This window comes from Aeromonas sp. CU5 (assembly GCF_002586745.1).
GTDB classification, from domain to species: Bacteria; Pseudomonadota; Gammaproteobacteria; order Enterobacterales; family Aeromonadaceae; genus Aeromonas; species Aeromonas sobria.
Genome location: NZ_CP023817.1, coordinates 2,763,457 through 2,780,334, shown reverse-complemented (window position 1 = coordinate 2,780,334; position 16,878 = coordinate 2,763,457). Strand labels below are relative to the sequence as shown.

Annotated in this window: 16 protein-coding genes; 4 read left to right on the top strand and 12 right to left on the bottom strand. The window is 58.3% G+C overall.

Translation table 11 applies throughout. From position 1 onward, the window contains the following. Window positions 1-8 precede the first annotated feature (8 nt). Together CK911_RS12205 and CK911_RS12200 are read right to left on the bottom strand one after the other, a co-directional pair. On the bottom strand, window positions 9-1,397 hold the full coding sequence (locus tag CK911_RS12205; protein WP_098970227.1) for an FAD-binding oxidoreductase: 1,389 nt from the start codon (window positions 1,395-1,397) through the stop codon (window positions 9-11). A 28-nt stretch (window positions 1,398-1,425) separates the two neighbouring features. Then, window positions 1,426-2,349: an ABC transporter six-transmembrane domain-containing protein gene (locus CK911_RS12200; protein ID WP_098970225.1), complete on the bottom strand. Its 924-nt coding sequence runs from the start codon at window positions 2,347-2,349 to the stop codon at window positions 1,426-1,428. A gap of 107 nt (window positions 2,350-2,456) precedes the next feature. Between CK911_RS12200 and CK911_RS12195 the strand changes: the two genes are divergently transcribed. The 3 genes from CK911_RS12195 to CK911_RS12185 all read left to right on the top strand — a co-directional run bounded on the left by CK911_RS12195 (window position 2,457) and on the right by CK911_RS12185 (window position 5,223). Beyond that, window positions 2,457-3,050 carry a TetR/AcrR family transcriptional regulator gene (locus CK911_RS12195; RefSeq protein WP_098970223.1) on the top strand — a complete coding sequence of 198 codons (594 nt, stop codon included), beginning with the start codon at window positions 2,457-2,459 and terminating at the stop codon, window positions 3,048-3,050. Between the two features lie 105 nt (window positions 3,051-3,155). Next, window positions 3,156-4,382, top strand: coding sequence for a winged helix-turn-helix domain-containing protein (locus CK911_RS12190; RefSeq protein ID WP_098970221.1), 1,227 nt, complete (start codon window positions 3,156-3,158; stop codon window positions 4,380-4,382). A gap of 55 nt (window positions 4,383-4,437) precedes the next feature. Then, window positions 4,438-5,223, top strand: coding sequence for an ABC transporter substrate-binding protein (locus tag CK911_RS12185; protein WP_098970219.1), 786 nt, complete (start codon window positions 4,438-4,440; stop codon window positions 5,221-5,223). A 91-nt stretch (window positions 5,224-5,314) separates the two neighbouring features. Here the strand turns inward: CK911_RS12185 and CK911_RS12180 are convergent, their stop codons facing one another. The 8 genes from CK911_RS12180 to frdA all read right to left on the bottom strand — a co-directional run bounded on the left by CK911_RS12180 (window position 5,315) and on the right by frdA (window position 12,250). Next, the gene (locus tag CK911_RS12180) at window positions 5,315-6,439 is read right to left on the bottom strand and encodes a M20 family metallopeptidase (protein ID WP_098970217.1); all 1,125 of its coding nucleotides are present in this window, start codon (window positions 6,437-6,439) and stop codon (window positions 5,315-5,317) included. Between the two features lie 25 nt (window positions 6,440-6,464). Next, a complete protein-coding gene (locus CK911_RS12175; RefSeq protein ID WP_042022933.1) occupies window positions 6,465-6,932 on the bottom strand; it encodes a YjiG family protein in 468 nt (155 codons plus the stop codon). Then, window positions 6,929-7,663 carry a nucleoside recognition domain-containing protein gene (locus CK911_RS12170; protein WP_253860322.1) on the bottom strand — a complete coding sequence of 245 codons (735 nt, stop codon included), beginning with the start codon at window positions 7,661-7,663 and terminating at the stop codon, window positions 6,929-6,931. The genes CK911_RS12175 and CK911_RS12170 overlap by 4 nt, the downstream gene beginning before the upstream one ends. Before the next feature lie 210 nt (window positions 7,664-7,873). Continuing rightward, window positions 7,874-8,836: an IS1595 family transposase gene (locus tag CK911_RS12165; protein WP_098969540.1), complete on the bottom strand. Its 963-nt coding sequence runs from the start codon at window positions 8,834-8,836 to the stop codon at window positions 7,874-7,876. Window positions 8,837-8,956: 120 nt separating this feature from the next. Beyond that, window positions 8,957-9,313 (bottom strand): fumarate reductase subunit FrdD, encoded by a 357-nt coding sequence (frdD, locus tag CK911_RS12160; protein WP_042020380.1) that lies wholly within the window; start codon window positions 9,311-9,313, stop codon window positions 8,957-8,959. Window positions 9,314-9,323: 10 nt separating this feature from the next. Beyond that, complete coding sequence (locus CK911_RS12155; protein ID WP_042020381.1) at window positions 9,324-9,722, bottom strand: fumarate reductase; 399 nt, start codon at window positions 9,720-9,722, stop codon at window positions 9,324-9,326. A gap of 16 nt (window positions 9,723-9,738) precedes the next feature. Next, window positions 9,739-10,473 carry a succinate dehydrogenase/fumarate reductase iron-sulfur subunit gene (locus CK911_RS12150; protein ID WP_042020382.1) on the bottom strand — a complete coding sequence of 245 codons (735 nt, stop codon included), beginning with the start codon at window positions 10,471-10,473 and terminating at the stop codon, window positions 9,739-9,741. After that, the gene (gene frdA, locus CK911_RS12145) at window positions 10,466-12,250 is read right to left on the bottom strand and encodes a fumarate reductase (quinol) flavoprotein subunit (protein WP_042020383.1); all 1,785 of its coding nucleotides are present in this window, start codon (window positions 12,248-12,250) and stop codon (window positions 10,466-10,468) included. The genes CK911_RS12150 and frdA overlap by 8 nt, the downstream gene beginning before the upstream one ends. A gap of 565 nt (window positions 12,251-12,815) precedes the next feature. Here frdA and ushA point away from each other — a divergent pair. Beyond that, window positions 12,816-14,540: a bifunctional UDP-sugar hydrolase/5'-nucleotidase UshA gene (gene ushA / locus CK911_RS12140; RefSeq protein WP_098970214.1), complete on the top strand. Its 1,725-nt coding sequence runs from the start codon at window positions 12,816-12,818 to the stop codon at window positions 14,538-14,540. Window positions 14,541-14,766: 226 nt separating this feature from the next. On the opposite strand, the gene CK911_RS12135 is transcribed toward ushA, so the two are convergent. Together CK911_RS12135 and CK911_RS12130 are read right to left on the bottom strand one after the other, a co-directional pair. Continuing rightward, a complete protein-coding gene (locus CK911_RS12135; RefSeq protein ID WP_098970212.1) occupies window positions 14,767-15,675 on the bottom strand; it encodes a pseudouridine-5'-phosphate glycosidase in 909 nt (302 codons plus the stop codon). Then, window positions 15,669-16,760, bottom strand: coding sequence for a PfkB family carbohydrate kinase (locus CK911_RS12130; RefSeq protein WP_098970210.1), 1,092 nt, complete (start codon window positions 16,758-16,760; stop codon window positions 15,669-15,671). Before CK911_RS12130 ends, CK911_RS12135 begins: the two co-directional genes overlap by 7 nt. Between the last annotated feature and the right edge of the window lie 118 nt (window positions 16,761-16,878).

The following is a 16,878-nucleotide window of genomic DNA, read 5'->3' as shown; positions in this document are numbered from 1 at the left end:
GCTCGGCGCTACTCCTTGTAGCCCTTGTCCTGCCACTGGTAGTACATCAGGGCAGATTTGACGCCGATTGACTTGAACGGCTCTGGCGGTAGCCACATCGGCAGCGTCTGCTCCGCGTGGTTGAACCAGGGATGCTCCTTGCCTTGATAGAGGCTGGCTACGATGTCGCCAAACAGGAAGGAGAGGTTAATGCCGTGGCCGTTGTAGCCGAGGGCGTAGTAGATGTTCTTGTGATCCCCCATTACCCCCACCGCTTCGGTGCTGTCGCCGGTCATGCCGAGCACCCCGTCCCACACCTGCTCAAATTTGATCCCCTTGAGGGCCGGATAGAGGGTCACCATCTCGGTCATCATCATCTCGCTGACCCGGTTGAGGTCGCCCTTGTAGTTGAGGCCGTCGTTGAAGACGTACTCGGCATTGCCACCGCCGATGACGAGGCGGTTATCCGGGGTCAACACCAGATGAAACAGGATGTTGCGGGTGTCATAGTAGGGCACCCGGCTCTGCCACTGGATTGCAGCCAGCTGCTTTTTGCTGAGCGGCTCGGTGACGGCGCTCTGGGCGTGCACCGGAAAGACTCGCCCGCTGAAGTAGCCAAGTTTTGAGGTATAGCCGTTGGTCGCCAGCACTATGCTGTCGGCGGCCACCTTGTACTTGTCGGCCACATTGAGCTCGATCTGCTTGCCCTCCTTGATCCCCATTACCGGGCTCTGCTCATAGATGGTGACGCCCGCCTGTTCCACCGCCTTGCGCAGGGCATTGACCAGTTTCATGGCGTGAACCTGACCGCCATTGGGGTCATAGACCGCCCCCACGTAGCGATCGGTGCCGAGTTTTGCCTCTGTGGTATCGGCGTTCCAGTACTGAAGCGGGATACCGAGACGATTGGCGGTTTTCACATAGTCGCGGTACTCGGGGATATCCTCCTCATCGAGGATCGCCTCCACATAGCCATCGAGCTTGAGATCGGCCTCGACGCCGGTTGAGGCAACCAGCGCCTGCAGCTTGCGCATGCTGGCGACGGTGAGATCGTAGTGGCGCTTGCTCGCTTCCCCCTCTTCGTCGAGATCCATCACCTCGGAGCCTGGCAACACCATGCCGCCGTTGCGGCCTGAGGCGCCACTGCCCACCAGCTTGGCCTCGAAGATGGCAATCTTGAGCGACGGATTGGCCTTGGCCAGATGCCAGGCGCTGGAGAGGCCGCTGTAGCCGCCGCCGATGATGGCGATATCTACCTTCATGTCTTGTGCCAGTGGGGCGCTCTCCTCTACCGGTTTCTCCTTGAACCAGTAGCTGGTGTTGGGCTCAAAGTCGCTCATCTTGGGGCCGCAGGCGGCGAGGAAAAAACAGCTGATGCACATGGTCAACGCTCGTTGGCAAAGGGTGGTCGGATTCATCTTCTACTCCGGTTACAGATAAACCATGTCAAATCATTTCATCGGGTTGGGCGGTATTGACCCGGCGGCCTATGTCTCGCAGCCGGGCCAGCTGATCGGCAAGACCGGGCCCTTCATCCAGGCTGGTGACAAAGTTCCAGAGGTAGGTCATCACAGCATAGACATGGCCTGCCGAGACCTGGGGCTGGGCTATCAGCATGGTGATGGCCAGCAGGAACAGCAGGGAGGCGCTGATGCCGACCGCCAGAAAGGCGAGCGCCTCCCGATCCGAAATCCGGATGCGGAGCCAGGCCAGCGCGCGGTAGTGGCGGGAGAGACTGGCTGATTGGGCATGGGTGACCAGCTTGACCTCGTGTTCCAGCCGATCGTTGAGCCGCTCGTGCAGCAGCTGGTTTTTGCGCGAAAAGCCGGGCAGCAGCAGGCCGAACAGCAGCAATACCCCCATGCAGGCGATGCCGACCCAGAACTCGATCACCATCAGCATCACGGCCGCCCCGACGATGGAGATCAGGCTGGTGGCCAGGATCGGGATATGTTTCTCGAAGAAGTCGACAAACTCCCGCGCCAGGGTGACCCGCGCCACTATGGTGGATTGCCGCTCCTGCTGCTGGCGCTGGGTCAGGATCACCGGCACCGCCAGCGCCGCATAGATATGGGTAAAGGTGCGGGTATCGACCGCCCGGCGCAGGGCGCCGATCAGCCAGAACAGCAGCACGATCAGGGCGTAGCTCGAAGCCTGCAGCCACTGCCCCTTGACGATGGCGTCGATGGCAAAGCCGGCGAACAGGGGATAGACCACCAGCAGGATGTTTTCGAGGGCCACCAGCGAGAAGGTGCCCGCCAGCTTGAGGGGATTGGCCCGCGCAATCGCCCCCAGCGAACGACCGGCCGAGTGTGGCAACGGCGTGGCCTGCTCGTCGCAACTGGCTGCCGAAGTGGTTGGTGTTGTCATGGGTTATCTCCTAAGATGTCGGAAACGCTCAGTTTGAGCGAGTGCTCAAAGTTTGTTTGAGCGACTGCTCAAAGTCAAGCAGGTCGATGGATATCGCAGGAGGTCAGATGGCACGCCCATCAGCAGAACAGCGTAAAGAGATGATCATCGAGGCCGTACTGGCCCTGTTTCGAGAGAAGGGGATGGCGGCATCGTCAACCCGTGATATTGCCGAACGTACCGGTCTGGCGCGCAGCCACGTCTACCACTATTTCAAGGATTGGAAGGAGCTCTGCCTCTGCGCCGTGGAGCGTTTCACCAGTCAGGAGATAGCCGAGCAGCGGGAGTGGCTATTGCCGCTGCCTGCCCGCGAAGCGTTGCCGCTGTTCGTGCGGGACAACCTGCCGACCAGTCAGGATGCCTCCTGGGCCATCTATCTGGATGCCTGGAACGAGTCACTGCGCGACCCTGTGTTTGCCGAGATCTACCGCAAAATCATTCTGGCGTGGCGCGAGGTGCTGGAGCAGATCCTGCAAAAGGGGATCGACAGTGGCGAGTTTGTAGCGGGCGATGCCCGGCGACTGGCGCGTCAGATCACCTCGCTCATCAACGGCTATGCCGATGATCTGATTCTGGAGCCGACCCCCGAGACGGTAGAGGCCACTTATCAAGAGATCATGCTGGTGGTCAATCAGCTGGTCTTGCCCCCGGCCCACCCATAGCGGCGCAGGCACACAAGGGGGGAGGCGCGCTAGCGTGGTGCCTCCCCCGGTTTTGTTGGCCACCAGCCGGGCGCGCGATGGCCAGATACCAGGGAGCGGTTGTTGATGTCGATTACCCATTTGTCACTGCAAGATGCCCGTCATCTGCAACTGGCGGCGCAAGGGCTGCTTGTCCCCCGTCGCAACAAGGCGACCCCGGCCGATCTGCTGGCCACCATTCGCCGCATGGCGCTGCTGCAGATCGATACCATCTCGGTGGTGGCTCGCAGCCCCTATCTGGTGCTCTTTAGCCGGCTTGGTCACTATGAACCGCGCTGGCTGGAGCAGTTGCTGGCCGACGGCGAGATCTTCGAATATTGGGCCCACGAGGCCTGCTTTGTGCCCCGCGAGGATTACCGGCTGTTGCGCCACCGGATGCTTGACCCTGCTGCCATGGGCTGGAAGTTTTCGGCCAACTGGCTCGCTAGCCATCAGCAGGAGATCGGCCAGCTCATCGAGCGCATTCGTCAGCATGGCCCGGTGCGGGCGGCCGACTTTGAACGTACAACCGGCAAGGGGAACGGCTGGTGGGACTGGAAGCCGGAGAAGCGCCATCTGGAGGTATTGTTTACCACCGGTCAGCTGATGGTGCGGGAGCGGCGCAACTTTCAGCGAGTCTATGACCTGGCCGAGCGGGTGCTCCCTGAGTGGAGCGACCAGCGGGATCTGCCAAGCGTTGAGCAGGCGCAGCGGGATATGGTGCGCGCCAGCTGCCGGGCGTTGGGGCTGGTCAAAACCGGCTGGGTGGCAGACTACTATCGGCTGCGGCGCGGCAAATACGACGCTCTGCTCCATCAACTGGCTGATGAGGGTGAACTGTTGCCGGTACGGGTGGAGGGGTGGCAGCACGGCGCTTTTGTGCACGCCTCGCTGGCCGATGAGCTGGTGCAGGCAGAGGAGGGCCGTCTCAAGGCAACCCATACCACCGCCTTGTCGCCGTTCGACCCGCTGGTGTGGGATCGCAAACGGGCCAAGGATCTGTTCAACTTCGACTATCGCATCGAGTGCTATACCCCGGCCCCCAAGCGTCAGTACGGCTACTTCGTGTTGCCCTTGCTCCATCGCGGCAAGCTGGTGGGCAGAATGGATGCCAAGGCTCATCGCCAGCAGGGGATCTTCGAGATCAAGAGCCTCTATCTGGAAGCCGGTGTGAGAGTGACACGCCAGCTTGCACAGGATCTGGCGAAAACCCTGCAAAAGTTGGCTGACTGGCACCAGACCCCGCAGCTTCGTTATGGTGCCATTCCAGCCAATTTGCTGGCGTTGTGGCATGAAAGCGCCCCTGCAAAGTGAGGTCTATCCCTTCTGGGCTAAGCTGCTAGGGGGATAAACAGTTCGGGAGCAGGAGATGAAGCGAGCGGGAACATGGTGTGCTGGATTGGCGATAGCCATCTTGTCCCCCGCGTTATGGGGGCAGGAGCAGCCGGTACAGATCTGTCTGGGGGATGGCAACGAGTGGGCCCCTTTTACCTACTGGGAGCGCAAGGACGGGGTGCCCGATACCAGCCGGTTGACCGGCTCGGCCACCACGCTGGTGCTCGATGCCCTGCAACAGAGCGGGCTCTCGCACCAGATCCGCTATCTGCCCTGGGCGAGGGTACAGCAGGAGCTGGCGGATTATCGCCAGAATGGTCTGTGCGAGCTGACCTGGGATGCCAGCTACAAGCCGGAGCGTGCCGAGTTTGCCTTCTACAGCGTTCCCCTCTATTACACCCACCTCGGTTTCTTCTATCTCAAGCGCCGCTACCCTGAGCCACCGGATCTGCAGACGGTCAATCGCTCCCGAGTGTGCGGGGTAATCGGCTACAACTACACCCCCTATGGGTTGGCGCAGGAGCCACGCCGGGTCAAGCAGTTGCAGCAGGCACTGGACATGATGGGGCGGGATCGCTGTGACTTTCTGCCGAGTGAAATAGAGCCGCTGATGAGCGGCATCAGCCTTGGCATCTACCACAGCGAGAGCGGGTTGCTGCATCTCGCCCATCCCGGTCGCAAGGGATTCTATCTGCTGGTGAGCAAGGGCTCACCGCGCGCCCATGAACTGGTGAACACCCTCAATCAGGCGCTGGTAGAATTTCAGGAAGGGGGGCATGCCGACGAGGTGATGCGCCGCTTCTTGTCACCGATGGAGTAACCGCGAAGCGCTGCAATCAGTCTGTGGGAGCAGATGAACAGAGGGCCAGCCGGTGCAAACCGGCTGGCCCTCTTTTTTACGTGAGAGCCTGTCAGGCCGCCAGACGGGTCAGCACCTTCACCAGCAGCTCGATGCGCGGGGCAATGCTGGCCAGATCCAGATACTCCTCGTCACTGTGGAAACCGGCACCAATAGGGCCCAGACCATCCAGGGTAGGGATGCCGAGGGCGGCGGTCAGGTTGGCATCGGAGCCGCCCCCCACCTCCTGCCAGCTGATCGGCAGATCCAGTTCAGCACCACACTCCTCCACCAGCTGCATCAGTGCCTGAGTGCCCTCTGACGGCACCATGGCCGGTTTGTGGGCCTCGCGAGTCAGCTGGATAGTGACCCCTTCCAGATGGGGATGCTCGACCAGGGTGAGCAGGTGATCGTTGATCTGCTGGTACTCCTGATTGTCCCAGAAACGTACATCCACCACGGCGCTGGCATGGGCTGGCACTATGTTGGCGCCGTTGCCCCCCTCGACAACACCGATGTTGAGGGTGGTGCCGCTCTCGAAGTTGGTCAGGGTGTTGATAGCCAGGATCCAGTGACCCAGTTCGGTGATGGCGCTGCGTCCTTTCTGCGGCTCGTTGCCGGCGTGGGCAGCCTTGCCGGTGAAGTCGATGCGATAACGGGCCATCCCCTTGCGCGCCTTGACCAACGAGCCATCGGCGCGGGCCGCTTCGGCCACCAGCACCTGCTTCGCCTGTTTGGCCACTGATGCCAGCCAGTCGCTGGAGTGCAGGGAGCCGATCTCCTCGTCCGGGTTCATGCAGACGCAGATGCTCAAGCTGTCGCGCACCTCACGGGGCAGGGCACGCAGGGCGTAGACGATGTTGAGCAGGCCGGATTTCATGTCGGAGACGCCGGGGCCATAGGCGCGCTCGCCATCGACGCTCATCGGGCGGGCAGCGGCGGTGCCGAGCGGGAAGACGGTATCCATATGGCCGATCAGCATCACATCGATCTGCGCTGCATCAGGCTGGTTGCGGATCTCCAGCCCCACTCCGGCGACGCCGCAGTCGACCCGTTTGATCTGCCAGCCGTCCATGGCTTCATATTTGGCGGCCATCAGGTCGGCCACTGCCGCAATGCCAGGCTGGTGCAGGGAGCCGCAATCCAGATTGATCAGCGGGGTCAGTTCGGCCAGGTATTGATCCAGAGAAAAAGTCATTGATTGCTCCACTATCAGGTCTGGGTTAGATAAGGATGTTCATCACCAGCATGGCGCCGAAGGCGTTGAGTACCGAGATGGCGACCATGATGGGGATGTAGCGCCCTTCGGTGCCGATACAGCCGAGAATGCGGCCCATGTACTGCACCTGGGAGCCCATCAGGTAGATGGCCGGTGCCAGAATCGCGATGTGGGTGCCGTTGAGGATCCCCTGATCGAACAGGGTAATGACCACGCCGACCGCGCCGCCCATCGACATCCAGGCGCCGATCAGCACGGCTGCTGCCTCACCGGGCAAGCCGAAGATGGCCATGATAGGTGCAAAAATGGCCCCCATGGCATCCAGGGCGCCGGTGATCTGCAGAGCCTTGATGATGACGAAAGCCATCAGCACGTTGGGGACGGTGGAGGTGGTGGCGATGACCCAGCCCTTTTTGGCCCCTTCGACGAAGATGTCGGTGACGATGGGTTTTTTGACGTTGGCCTGGCTCATTTGGCTTGCTCCTGAGTGTTGAGGGTCTGCGGGGTGTTACTGCTATCGACGTGCTTGCCTTCGGTCATGTTGAGATAGACCCGGAACAGGTTGGCACCGACAAACTTGAAGGCGAACATCACAATGACCGCCAGACCGATGGAGGAGCTGACAGCTGGGCTGCCATCCGCCAAAGTCAGGGTGAACAGCACGGCGCCGGAGGAGAAGAAGTTGACTATGGTGGCGCCCGCGGAGAACTGGAACATGGTGAACACGTCGGTTTCACGCTTGGTGATGAGCCCTTCATCCTTGAGCTGGCGGGTCATGGCGGCACCGGCATCGGTACTCTGCAGGGAGGCGATCAGCGCCAAACCTGTGTTGCCGGGGATCCCCATCAGCGGACGCAGCAGCGGGGTCAGCAACTTGCGGGCCGCTTCCAGCGCGCCGTAGTGCTCCAGTACGTTGATCATGCCAAGGGCGAACATCACGGTAGGGATCAGGGTCAGGGCGAACAGGAAGCCATCACGGGCACCGTTGCCCCCCTTGCCGCGCATGTCGGTCATGGCGGTCTTGATGCCGTCACCGTTCTCGCTGACGCTCTGCACCATGGTGCCGAACGAACCGTTCAGCGTGGTGAAATCGAAAACCCCGTACCACTCGCCAGATTGCAGCAGCCCCGAGAAGAAGACCACGGCAAAGGCCAGTGCCAAGTAACTGCCTATGCTCACCGAGCGTGTTTTATCCGTCATCATTAAGCTCCATATGAATAATTATTTAATCTGAGTAATTATGATTGATATGGATATCAATAAATTGACGATGGTCAAAAGGGTTTGCTGCAGATGATGAGTGTATTGGTGTTATGTGACGGAGATCGTGATGTGGCTGGGCGATAATATTGTTTTTATCGAATTTGTTGAGTGAATAAAAAGCAGGGCTGGATCGCGGGGCAATAAAAAAGGCTATGTCCCAATTACGTGTTGCATGGGGTGCCCCAGCGCCTCATGCAGACACGCTTTGATATTCACTCCCTTCCCGTAACGCTCCAGCATCCTGCGCCAACCCAGATAATTCCTCAGGTAGTGAGTCGCCACGCCATGAAAGCGCACCATCCATTCTTTCAATCGATGGTGATATCCGTTTACATGTTGAATGTGGAATGCTCCTACTACCCGCTCACCCTGACGATTGCGCACCACCTTATGGGTCACGCCCTGCTCTTTGCTGAAACTGGCATATACGCCCGCACCATCGCTACACAGCACTGCATCCGGCGAGACCAGGGGCTTCAAGACCGCGATAACTGTTTCGGCATTCATCTTTTCCAACTGAAAATCTGCATGGTGACCAGCACGGTCCTGCACCACCATCACAGGGATGTAATCGGGCCCGGTTCCCCGGGTTCGCCCTTTACCTCCTCGACACCGAGCCAGACGAGGTAATCCCCGCTGCCCCTTGAACGACTCGAGGAAGAAGGTCTCGTCGACCTCAACGATGCCCTCTTCCCGTGTGGCTTGATGGGCGGCCATCGCACGCAAGAAGCGGTGGCGCCAGAGGAAAGCGGTGTTCTTGCTGACCCCGCAACGCAGAGCTGCCCGGCGGACAGTGAGTCCTTCAATGAGGGCTTGCGCGTAGTCTTCCCAGCACTGCGTTTTACGTAATCTGGCCAAGGGGGTCTTGGTCAGCACGGTACTGGTGCGTAGACACAGTTTGCAACGATAGCGACGTAGTCCGCGACTCCATCCCCATGGTGCCAGCTGATTGGCATCGGCCTGACAATGTGGGCAACCGCTGCATGCAGGTAGCTGGGTATTGAGTGAGGTAATGGTGTGGGGCGCCATGAGCTCCTGCCGGGCAACACGGCGTTGGCGCAGGGTAAGCTGTGGAAAGAGAGACAACAGGTGTTGAAAGGCTGGGGTATCCATGATGGTAGACCTCAAGGTAATGACCTACTTCAAGCTTAGCCTTTCAACACATAATTGGGACAGAGCCATAAAAAACCGGGCACGAGGCCCGGTTTGGTCAATCAGTTAGATGCTCGGTGATTACTGGAATACCAGCACCATCAGCAGACCAACGGTAATGGCAGATACCAGGAAGGCAAAGCCATAGAACACATAGTGGTGCAGCTTGGTGGTGTGGATCCCCAGATCGTGCAGACCGTGGTAGATACGGTGCATGCCGTGCCAGATTGGCAGGGCGATGATCACCAGCAGGATGCAAGCACCCCACCAGGAGCTGGCGAACGCGTGCACGCGATCAAAGCTCATGGTTTCTACGTCCATGATACCCATGGGTACCAGCAGACCGGTGATGAGGACAATGACCGGCAGCAGCATGGCAACGACCATGCCACCCGCACCAAACAGACCCCAGTAAATTGGTTCGTCAGAACGTCTCATTGTTTTCTCCTCAGGCCACGATGATCAGGACAAGCAGGGAAACCACCGCCAGCGCCACATATTGGACGAGTACGATCGGCTTCTCTGGCACCAGGTCTTCACCACGGAAGATACGCATGGCTTTCGGCGCCAGGGCGAACCAGGTCTTGGCATGGAACAGGCACGCCGCCAGGGCGATGACATGGAACAGGATGGCGATCGGGCTTTGCAGGGATTCCAGCCAGCCGTTGAACGCTTCCTGACCCTGAACCAGACGCATCAGGCCCCACATCAGCACGACGGCATAGATGGAGACGAAGATACTGGTGCCTTCACGGATCATGTAACTGGTGTAAAAGGAGCTCTTTAGCCACCAGTCTTTCTTCATTTCGCGGACGTAAGGCTTACGTTTGCTATTGGTGTTGTTCATGGTCTCATTCCTGATCTCAATCTGGCTTGAACATGGCGATCATGTAGTCCTTGGCGCTTTCGACCTTGCCAAGCTGGATGGCTGCGGCCGGATCCACACCTTTCGGGCAGACTACCGAGCAGTAGCCAACGAAGGTACAACCCCAGACGCCTTCGTCCTGGCTGATGATCTTCATCCGCTCTTTGGACGCGCCATCGCGGTTGTCGGCGTTGTAGCGATAGGCCAGAGCCAGTGCTGCCGGACCGGTGAACTGCTTGTTGATGCCATATTGCGGGCAGGCTGCATAGCACAGACCACAGTTGATGCACTGGGAGAACTGGTGATACTTGGCCATTTCAGCAGGGGTCTGCTTGTATTCGCCATCACACAGGCTGCGCGGTTCGCTCGGGATTATGTAGGGCTTGATGCTCTCCAGCTTCTCGATGAAATCGGACATGTCGACCACCAGGTCACGCTCAATCGGGAAGTTGTTGAGCGGCTCGATAGTCATCTTGCCTGGCAGATAGTCGCGCAGGAAGGCCTTGCAACCCAGCTTGGGTACACCGTTGACCATCATGCCGCAAGAGCCGCAGATCGCCATCCGGCAGGACCAGCGGAAGCTCAGGGTAGAGTCCAGGTGATCCTTGATGTATTGCAGGGCATCCAGCAGAGACATCTCTCTGAGGTACGGTACCTGGAAGGTCTGCATCCAGGGTTCATTGTCCTGCTCCGGGCGGTAGCGCAGGATTTCAATTTCAATCATCTCAGCCATTCTTCTTAGCCTCGTCTTGTTTCTCACCTTCGGAACCGTACACGCGTTTGGCCGGTTGGGATTTAGTGATCTTCACATCGGAATAATCGATGGTCGGGGCGCCTTCCGGTGCGTAGAAGGAGAGAGAGTGCTTGAGGAAGTTCACGTCATCACGCTCTTCATAACCGTCCAGACGCTGGTGGGAACCACGAGACTCTTTACGGTTGATGGCGGAGTGAGCCATGGCTTCGGCCACGTCCAGCATGTAGCCCAGTTCGATGGCGTACAGCAGGTCGGTGTTGAAGACAGAGGACTTGTCGTTGATCTTGACCTTCTTGTAACGGGCTTTCAGCTCGTTAATCTTGTCGATGGTGCCCTGCATCAGCTCTTCGGTACGGTAGATACCGACACCGGCTTCCATGGACAGACCCAATTCGTTGCGGATATCCGCCGGATTTTCGGTACCGTCGATGTCCATCAGCGAGAGGTGCTGTTTGATCAGCGCTTCGGCTTTGGCGAGCAGTGCTTCGGTATTGCCGTGTTGCTGAGTCGCTGCGAATTCGGCAGCCTGTTCACCAGCCAGCTTGCCGAATACCACGATCTCGGACAGCGAGTTGGAACCCAGACGGTTGGCACCGTGCAGACCGACGGAGGCACACTCGCCTGCGGCGTAGAGGCCAGGCATACGGGTTGCGCACTTGTTGTCAGTCTCGATACCACCCATGGTGTAGTGGGCAGTCGGACGTACCGGGATCGGCTCTTTGGCCGGATCCACACCCACGTAGGCTTTGGCCAGTTCGCAGATGAAAGGCAGACGCTCTTTCAGGTACTTCTCGCCAAGATGACGCAGGTCAAGGTGAACCACGTCGCCCATCGGGCCCTGGATCACGCGGCCTTTTTGCTGCTCTTGCCAGAATGCCTGAGAGAGACGGTCGCGCGGACCCAACTCCATGTGTTTGTTTTTTGACTGGCCAATCGGCGTTTCCGGGCCCAAGCCGTAGTCTTGCAGGTAACGGTAGCCATCTTTGTTCAGCAGAACACCACCCTCACCACGGCAACCTTCGGTCATCAGGATACCGGTGCCTGGCAGGCCGGTCGGGTGATACTGGACGAACTCCATATCACGCAGCGGTACGCCGTGACGATAAGCCAGTGCCATACCATCACCGGTGACGATGCCACCGTTGGTGTTGTAGCGGTAAACACGACCTGCGCCACCGGTAGCCATAATCACGGATTTGGCCTGGATGAAACGGGTAATGCCGTTCTGGATGTCAAAGGTCAGCACGCCTTGCACACGGCCATCATCCACGATCAAATCGAGACAGAAGTGCTCATCGAAGCGCTTGATGGTCGGATATTTGATAGAGGTCTGGAACAGGGTATGCAGAATGTGGAAACCGGACTTGTCTGCTGCAAACCAGGTGCGGGGGATCTTCATTCCACCAAAAGGACGCACGTTGGCTTTGCCATCCGGCTTGCGGCTCCAGGGGCAACCCCAGTGCTCAAGTTGGACCATCTCTTTGGTCGCGTTGTTGACGAAGTAGTCGACCACGTCTTGCTCGCACAACCAGTCACCACCGGAAACGGTGTCATTGAAGTGGTTTTCGAGGGAGTCGTCATCGCGTACTACGCCTGCAGCACCGCCTTCCGCAGCCACTGTGTGGCTACGCATCGGATAGACTTTGGAAATCAGGGCGATTTCGAGTTCCGGATGGGCTTCTGCAATGGCGATAGCGGCACGCAGGCCAGTACCACCGGCACCGATGATGGCAACATCGGTCTTGATAATATCCACATCTGCCTCCTTAGGGATAGATTTGCTGGGCACAATTTTGCTCTATGAAAAAAATTCAGGCTTGATGCAAGTCAAACTGCTAGGTTTTAGTCCGTTTTTCTTACTGGTTTTTTTGTAAAACACCCAAATCCCTGGATGAAAATGTCGTTATTATCGCCATTTATGGTGTTGCTGAGCAGTTAAACACCTTGCTATGAATACTTTAACCCCAAGATTATACGTAGTTTTCTTTCAACAAAATGCGAATTGCCTCTCTTTTTAGGTATTTTCAAAAAAATTTTAAGTTTTTAATTATGTCACTCTCTTGACAATAGTTATCATTTGTATTTGTCATGAAAATAAGTAATCCAATGTCGACCATCAAGCAGGAGCTTAAGGCCACAAGTGGATAACGAGAGCCATGATGTCGCAGGAAATGAGTAGCAGACAGGATCTTGGGTCGAAGATCACAATTAGTAGAATTTGTGGGTCATCGATGAAAAATGGTCATCTGTTGTTTGTTATATTGACGCCCGACCCGCTGGACCGGGTTGTTAAATAACAAAATAATCAAGGTGATATGGAAATGAATAATAACTTTATCAAAGGCAGTGTGGCACTGGCCGTGCTTGCTGCACTGACTGGCTGTAATACCTCCACTAATGACACCGTTGCACCCTGCACCGAAAATGTCTGCAAACTGACCATACTGCACACCAACGATACTCACGGCCGCTTCTGGCACAACGCAGAAAACGAGTACGGCATGGCTGCCCAGAAGACCCTGGTCGAGCAGTTGCGTGCGGATGCCAAGGCGGCTGGCCGCGACGTACTGGTGCTCTCCGGTGGTGATGTGAATACCGGGGTACCGGAATCCGATCTGCAGGATGCCGAGCCTGACTTCATGGCGATGAACAACATTCGCTACGATGCCATGGCAGTGGGCAACCATGAATTCGACAACCCCCTCAGCGTACTGGAAAAGCAGCGCAAGTGGGCCCAGTTCCCCATGCTCTCGGCCAACATATATGATAAGGCCAGCGGCAAACACTACTTTGACCCCTACAAGGTGTTCAAGCTGGAGAGTGGTCTCAAGGTCGCCGTACTGGGCCTGACCACCGAGGATACCGCGCAGCTGGTGGATCCCAACAACGTGCAAACCCTGGAGTTCCGCGATCCGACCAGCGAAGCGGCCAAACTGGGCCAGCAGATCCGCAGCAACAAGGAAGCCAATCTGGTCTTCGCCATCACCCACATGGGCCATTACGAGAATGGTCAGCACGGCAGCAATGCGCCGGGCGATGTCGAGATGGCTCGCGCCCTCCCAGCGGGCACGCTGGATGGCATCATCGGTGGTCACTCCCAGAATCCGGTCTGTATGGAGCCGGGCACTGCGAACAAATACGCCAATTTCAAACCGGGTGATAATTGCCAGCCAGATCAGCAAAACGGCACCTGGATCATGCAGGCCCACGAGTGGGGCAAGTATGTGGGCCGTGCCCAGTTTGAGTACCAGAATGGCAAGTTGACCCTGACCAGCTATGACCTGATCCCGGTCAACCTGATCAAGCGCAACGCCAAGGGTGAGGCGATCGATGCCACTGGAGCAGTGACCAAAGATACCACCAAGATGCAGTTCGTACAGGACGAGATCACCAAGGATCCCGAGCTGTATAACACCCTGCTGGGCTATCAGGAAAAAGGTCAGCAAGAACTCAACGTTGTGATCGGTTCTACCGATGGGGTGTTGGTTGGTGATCGCAATACTGTACGCAACAAGCAAACCAATCTGGGTCGTCTGATCACTTCTGCCACCTCTGCCAAGCTGGCCGTCGATTTTGGTATCGTCAACTCCGGTGGCGTGCGTGACAGCATCCCGACCGGGGATATCACCTACCGCAGCGTGCTGCTGGTACACCCGTTTGGCAACACGGTCAACAAGGCTGTGATGAAAGGCAGAGATCTGACGACCTATCTGGGTCAGGTAGCAACCAAAACCCGCAATACCGGGGGTTATGCCCAGTTTGGCGGCATCAACATGGCAGTGGATTGCCAAGCCAAGAGCGTCAATATTACCAGCGTTGGTGGCAAGGCGTTTGACCCGGCAGCAACTTACAGCTTCGCGATCCCGAGCTTCAGTGCATCCGGTGGTGACGGCTATCCGAAGATCGATACCATCAATGCAGGACTGGTGGATGCTGCCGTGCTGAAGGAGTACATCGAGATCAAGAAGACCATCAATGTGGCCGGCTATCAGCCAGCCAACGAAGTGAGCTACCTGAACTCTACTTCTAGCGAAGGGTGTAACTGATTCGTTATCGGGGTTTGTCGTCCCTGATGCAGCCCTAAAGAGCAGCCAGTGGTTTGTCTCTGATATACAGAAATCCCCAAGCATCCACTTGGGGATTTTTTTCGCCTTGTCTATCTTGCCTGACCTGAAGCTTTTCTCGCTCTTCATCAAGGTTATGACATGGCTGTCACTGATCGGTTGAGTATGGCTGCCTGGCTATTTACATGACATTTTACACCGCGTTGCATCACAGGTTGGCGGCGATCCGGGCGCCGAGCGCCGCGTTGTTCAGCACCAGCTGGATGTTGGCGGCGAGCGAGTTTCCGCCGGTCAGCTCGCAGACGCGGGCCAGCAGGAAGGGGGTTGACGCCTTGCCCTTGATGCCCTGCTCATCTGCTTCACGCAGCGCTTGGGCAATGGCCGCATCGATATCGGCCTTAGGCATGGCGTGTGCGGTCGGGATGGGGTTGGCCACCACGGCGCCGCCCGCCAGTCCCAGCTCCCACTTGAGGCGCAGCGCTTCGGCGATGGCTGCCGGGGTATCGAGCCGGTAATCAACCTTGAAGCCGCTCTCGCGGGTGTAGAAGGCGGGCAGCTCGCCCGTTTGATAGCCGATCACCGGTACGCCCTGGGTCTCCAGATACTCCAGAGTCAGCCCGATATCGAGGATCGACTTGGCGCCAGCGCAGACCACGGCTACCGGCGTCTGGGCCAGCTCCTGCAGATCCGCCGAGATATCGAAGGTCTCCTGCGCACCGCGATGTACCCCGCCAATGCCACCGGTGGCAAAGACCCGGATCCCCGCCATGGCGGCGATGATCATGGTGGAGGCGACCGTGGTGGCCCCCATCCCCTTGCGCGCCAGCACGAACGGGATGTCGCGGCGGCTGCACTTGGTCACGTCGTGGCCAGCCCGGCCCAGCGCTTCCAGCGCACCGGCATCGAGACCCACCTTGAGGCGGCCGTCGAGGATGGCGATGGTCGCCGGAATGGCGTCGTTATCGCGCACCACCTGCTCCACCTGACGGGCCGTTTCCACGTTCTGCGGATAGGGCATGCCGTGGGAGATGATGGTGGATTCGAGGGCGACCACCGGTTTGCCAGCGGCCAGCGCGGCAGCAACTTCCGGTTGGATATCGAGGTAAGCGTTCAGCATGAGTACTCCTCCAGTATGCGGTCAACGGCGGTCTTGCTCAGACCGGAAAAAACGGTATCGGAACAATTGACGGTGAGGGCGGCGCAGCCCAGGGCAAAGCGGGTGGTCTGGGCGATGTCGAGCTGTTGCAGCCAGGCGTGGGCGAGGCCAGCCATAAAGGCATCCCCGCCGCCGGTGACGTTGAGTACCGGACTGCCCAGCACTGGCAGGTGGCCTTGCTGCTCGCCATCGCTGTAGAAGATCCCCTGTTCACCCAGACTGAGGAACAGCCGCTTGACCCCGGCGCGGTGGAACCAGGCCGCCACCATGGGCCAGGTTTCAGGTCCGGCGATGGTCATGCCGCACAGCTGCTCGGCCTCGCTGCGATTGGGTTTGAGGGTGTGGATCTTGCCAAGCCAGGGGCGGATCTTCTCCACCTTGGCTACCGAGACGGTATCGACAAAGATGGCGTGATCCCCCTGCCGCTCGAACAGCCAGTCGAGGGTGTGGATGGCCAGATTGGTGTCGAGCAACCAGAGCCGGGCGCCACCGAGAAAGCCGCCGAGCGGGGTCAGGCGGGCAGGGGTGAGTTGCTCGATGATGGCCATGTCGTTGATGGCGCAGCTCATTTCGCCGCTGCCGTCATGCAGGCTGAGATAGCAGGAGGTAGAGTGGCCATCGATCACCAAGGTCTGGCGCACATCGACGCCAGCCCGCTGGCTCACTTCCAATAGATGGTGGCCATACTGGTCGTTGCCGACCGCTGTCAGCAGCCGGGTGTCGCTGCCGAGCCGCGCCAGATTCTCGGCGATATTGCGGCCGACACCGCCTGCCGAGGTGCGCACCTTGCCCGGGTTGGAGTCGCCGAGCAGCAGGTTGTCATGGCTGGTGCCGCAAATATCCATATTGGCACCGCCGATCACCACCACGTAGGGACCCTCTCGCAATACATAGCCTCTGCCCTGCACATACCCCTGCCGGATCAGGCTGGAGATGTGGCTGGCCAGCGCGGAGCGACTGATGCCAAGGCGATCGGCCAGATCCTGCTGGGCAATCATGGGGTCCTGGCGTAGCAGGGCGAGGATCTCTTGTTCACGCGTCGTCATAGATAAGTATCCATTTACAAACGTTTGTCTATTATTTCCGATAAACGTTTGCTGGCTATCGGCTTGTACAAAATTTGTCGATTGGCGCACAAAAAATCGCCATCGGCGATGGGGTGGT

Bases quoted from the DNA above. Each gene is read 5' to 3' on its own strand.
- ushA (WP_098970214.1), top strand. From the start codon at position 12,816: ATGAATAATAACTTTATCAAAGGCAGTGTGGCACTGGCCGTGCTTGCT.
- CK911_RS12135 (WP_098970212.1), bottom strand. From the start codon at position 15,675: ATGCTGAACGCTTACCTCGATATCCAACCGGAAGTTGCTGCCGCGCTG.
- CK911_RS12155 (WP_042020381.1), bottom strand. From the start codon at position 9,722: ATGAACAACACCAATAGCAAACGTAAGCCTTACGTCCGCGAAATGAAG.
- CK911_RS12165 (WP_098969540.1), bottom strand. From the start codon at position 8,836: ATGGATACCCCAGCCTTTCAACACCTGTTGTCTCTCTTTCCACAGCTT.
- CK911_RS12205 (WP_098970227.1), bottom strand. From the start codon at position 1,397: ATGAATCCGACCACCCTTTGCCAACGAGCGTTGACCATGTGCATCAGC.
- CK911_RS12200 (WP_098970225.1), bottom strand. From the start codon at position 2,349: ATGACAACACCAACCACTTCGGCAGCCAGTTGCGACGAGCAGGCCACG.
- CK911_RS12195 (WP_098970223.1), top strand. From the start codon at position 2,457: ATGGCACGCCCATCAGCAGAACAGCGTAAAGAGATGATCATCGAGGCC.
- CK911_RS12130 (WP_098970210.1), bottom strand. From the start codon at position 16,760: ATGACGACGCGTGAACAAGAGATCCTCGCCCTGCTACGCCAGGACCCC.
- CK911_RS12150 (WP_042020382.1), bottom strand. From the start codon at position 10,473: ATGGCTGAGATGATTGAAATTGAAATCCTGCGCTACCGCCCGGAGCAG.
- CK911_RS12175 (WP_042022933.1), bottom strand. From the start codon at position 6,932: ATGAGCCAGGCCAACGTCAAAAAACCCATCGTCACCGACATCTTCGTC.
- frdD (WP_042020380.1), bottom strand. From the start codon at position 9,313: ATGAGACGTTCTGACGAACCAATTTACTGGGGTCTGTTTGGTGCGGGT.
- CK911_RS12185 (WP_098970219.1), top strand. From the start codon at position 4,438: ATGAAGCGAGCGGGAACATGGTGTGCTGGATTGGCGATAGCCATCTTG.
- CK911_RS12180 (WP_098970217.1), bottom strand. From the start codon at position 6,439: ATGACTTTTTCTCTGGATCAATACCTGGCCGAACTGACCCCGCTGATC.
- CK911_RS12190 (WP_098970221.1), top strand. From the start codon at position 3,156: ATGTCGATTACCCATTTGTCACTGCAAGATGCCCGTCATCTGCAACTG.
- CK911_RS12170 (WP_253860322.1), bottom strand. From the start codon at position 7,663: ATGATGACGGATAAAACACGCTCGGTGAGCATAGGCAGTTACTTGGCA.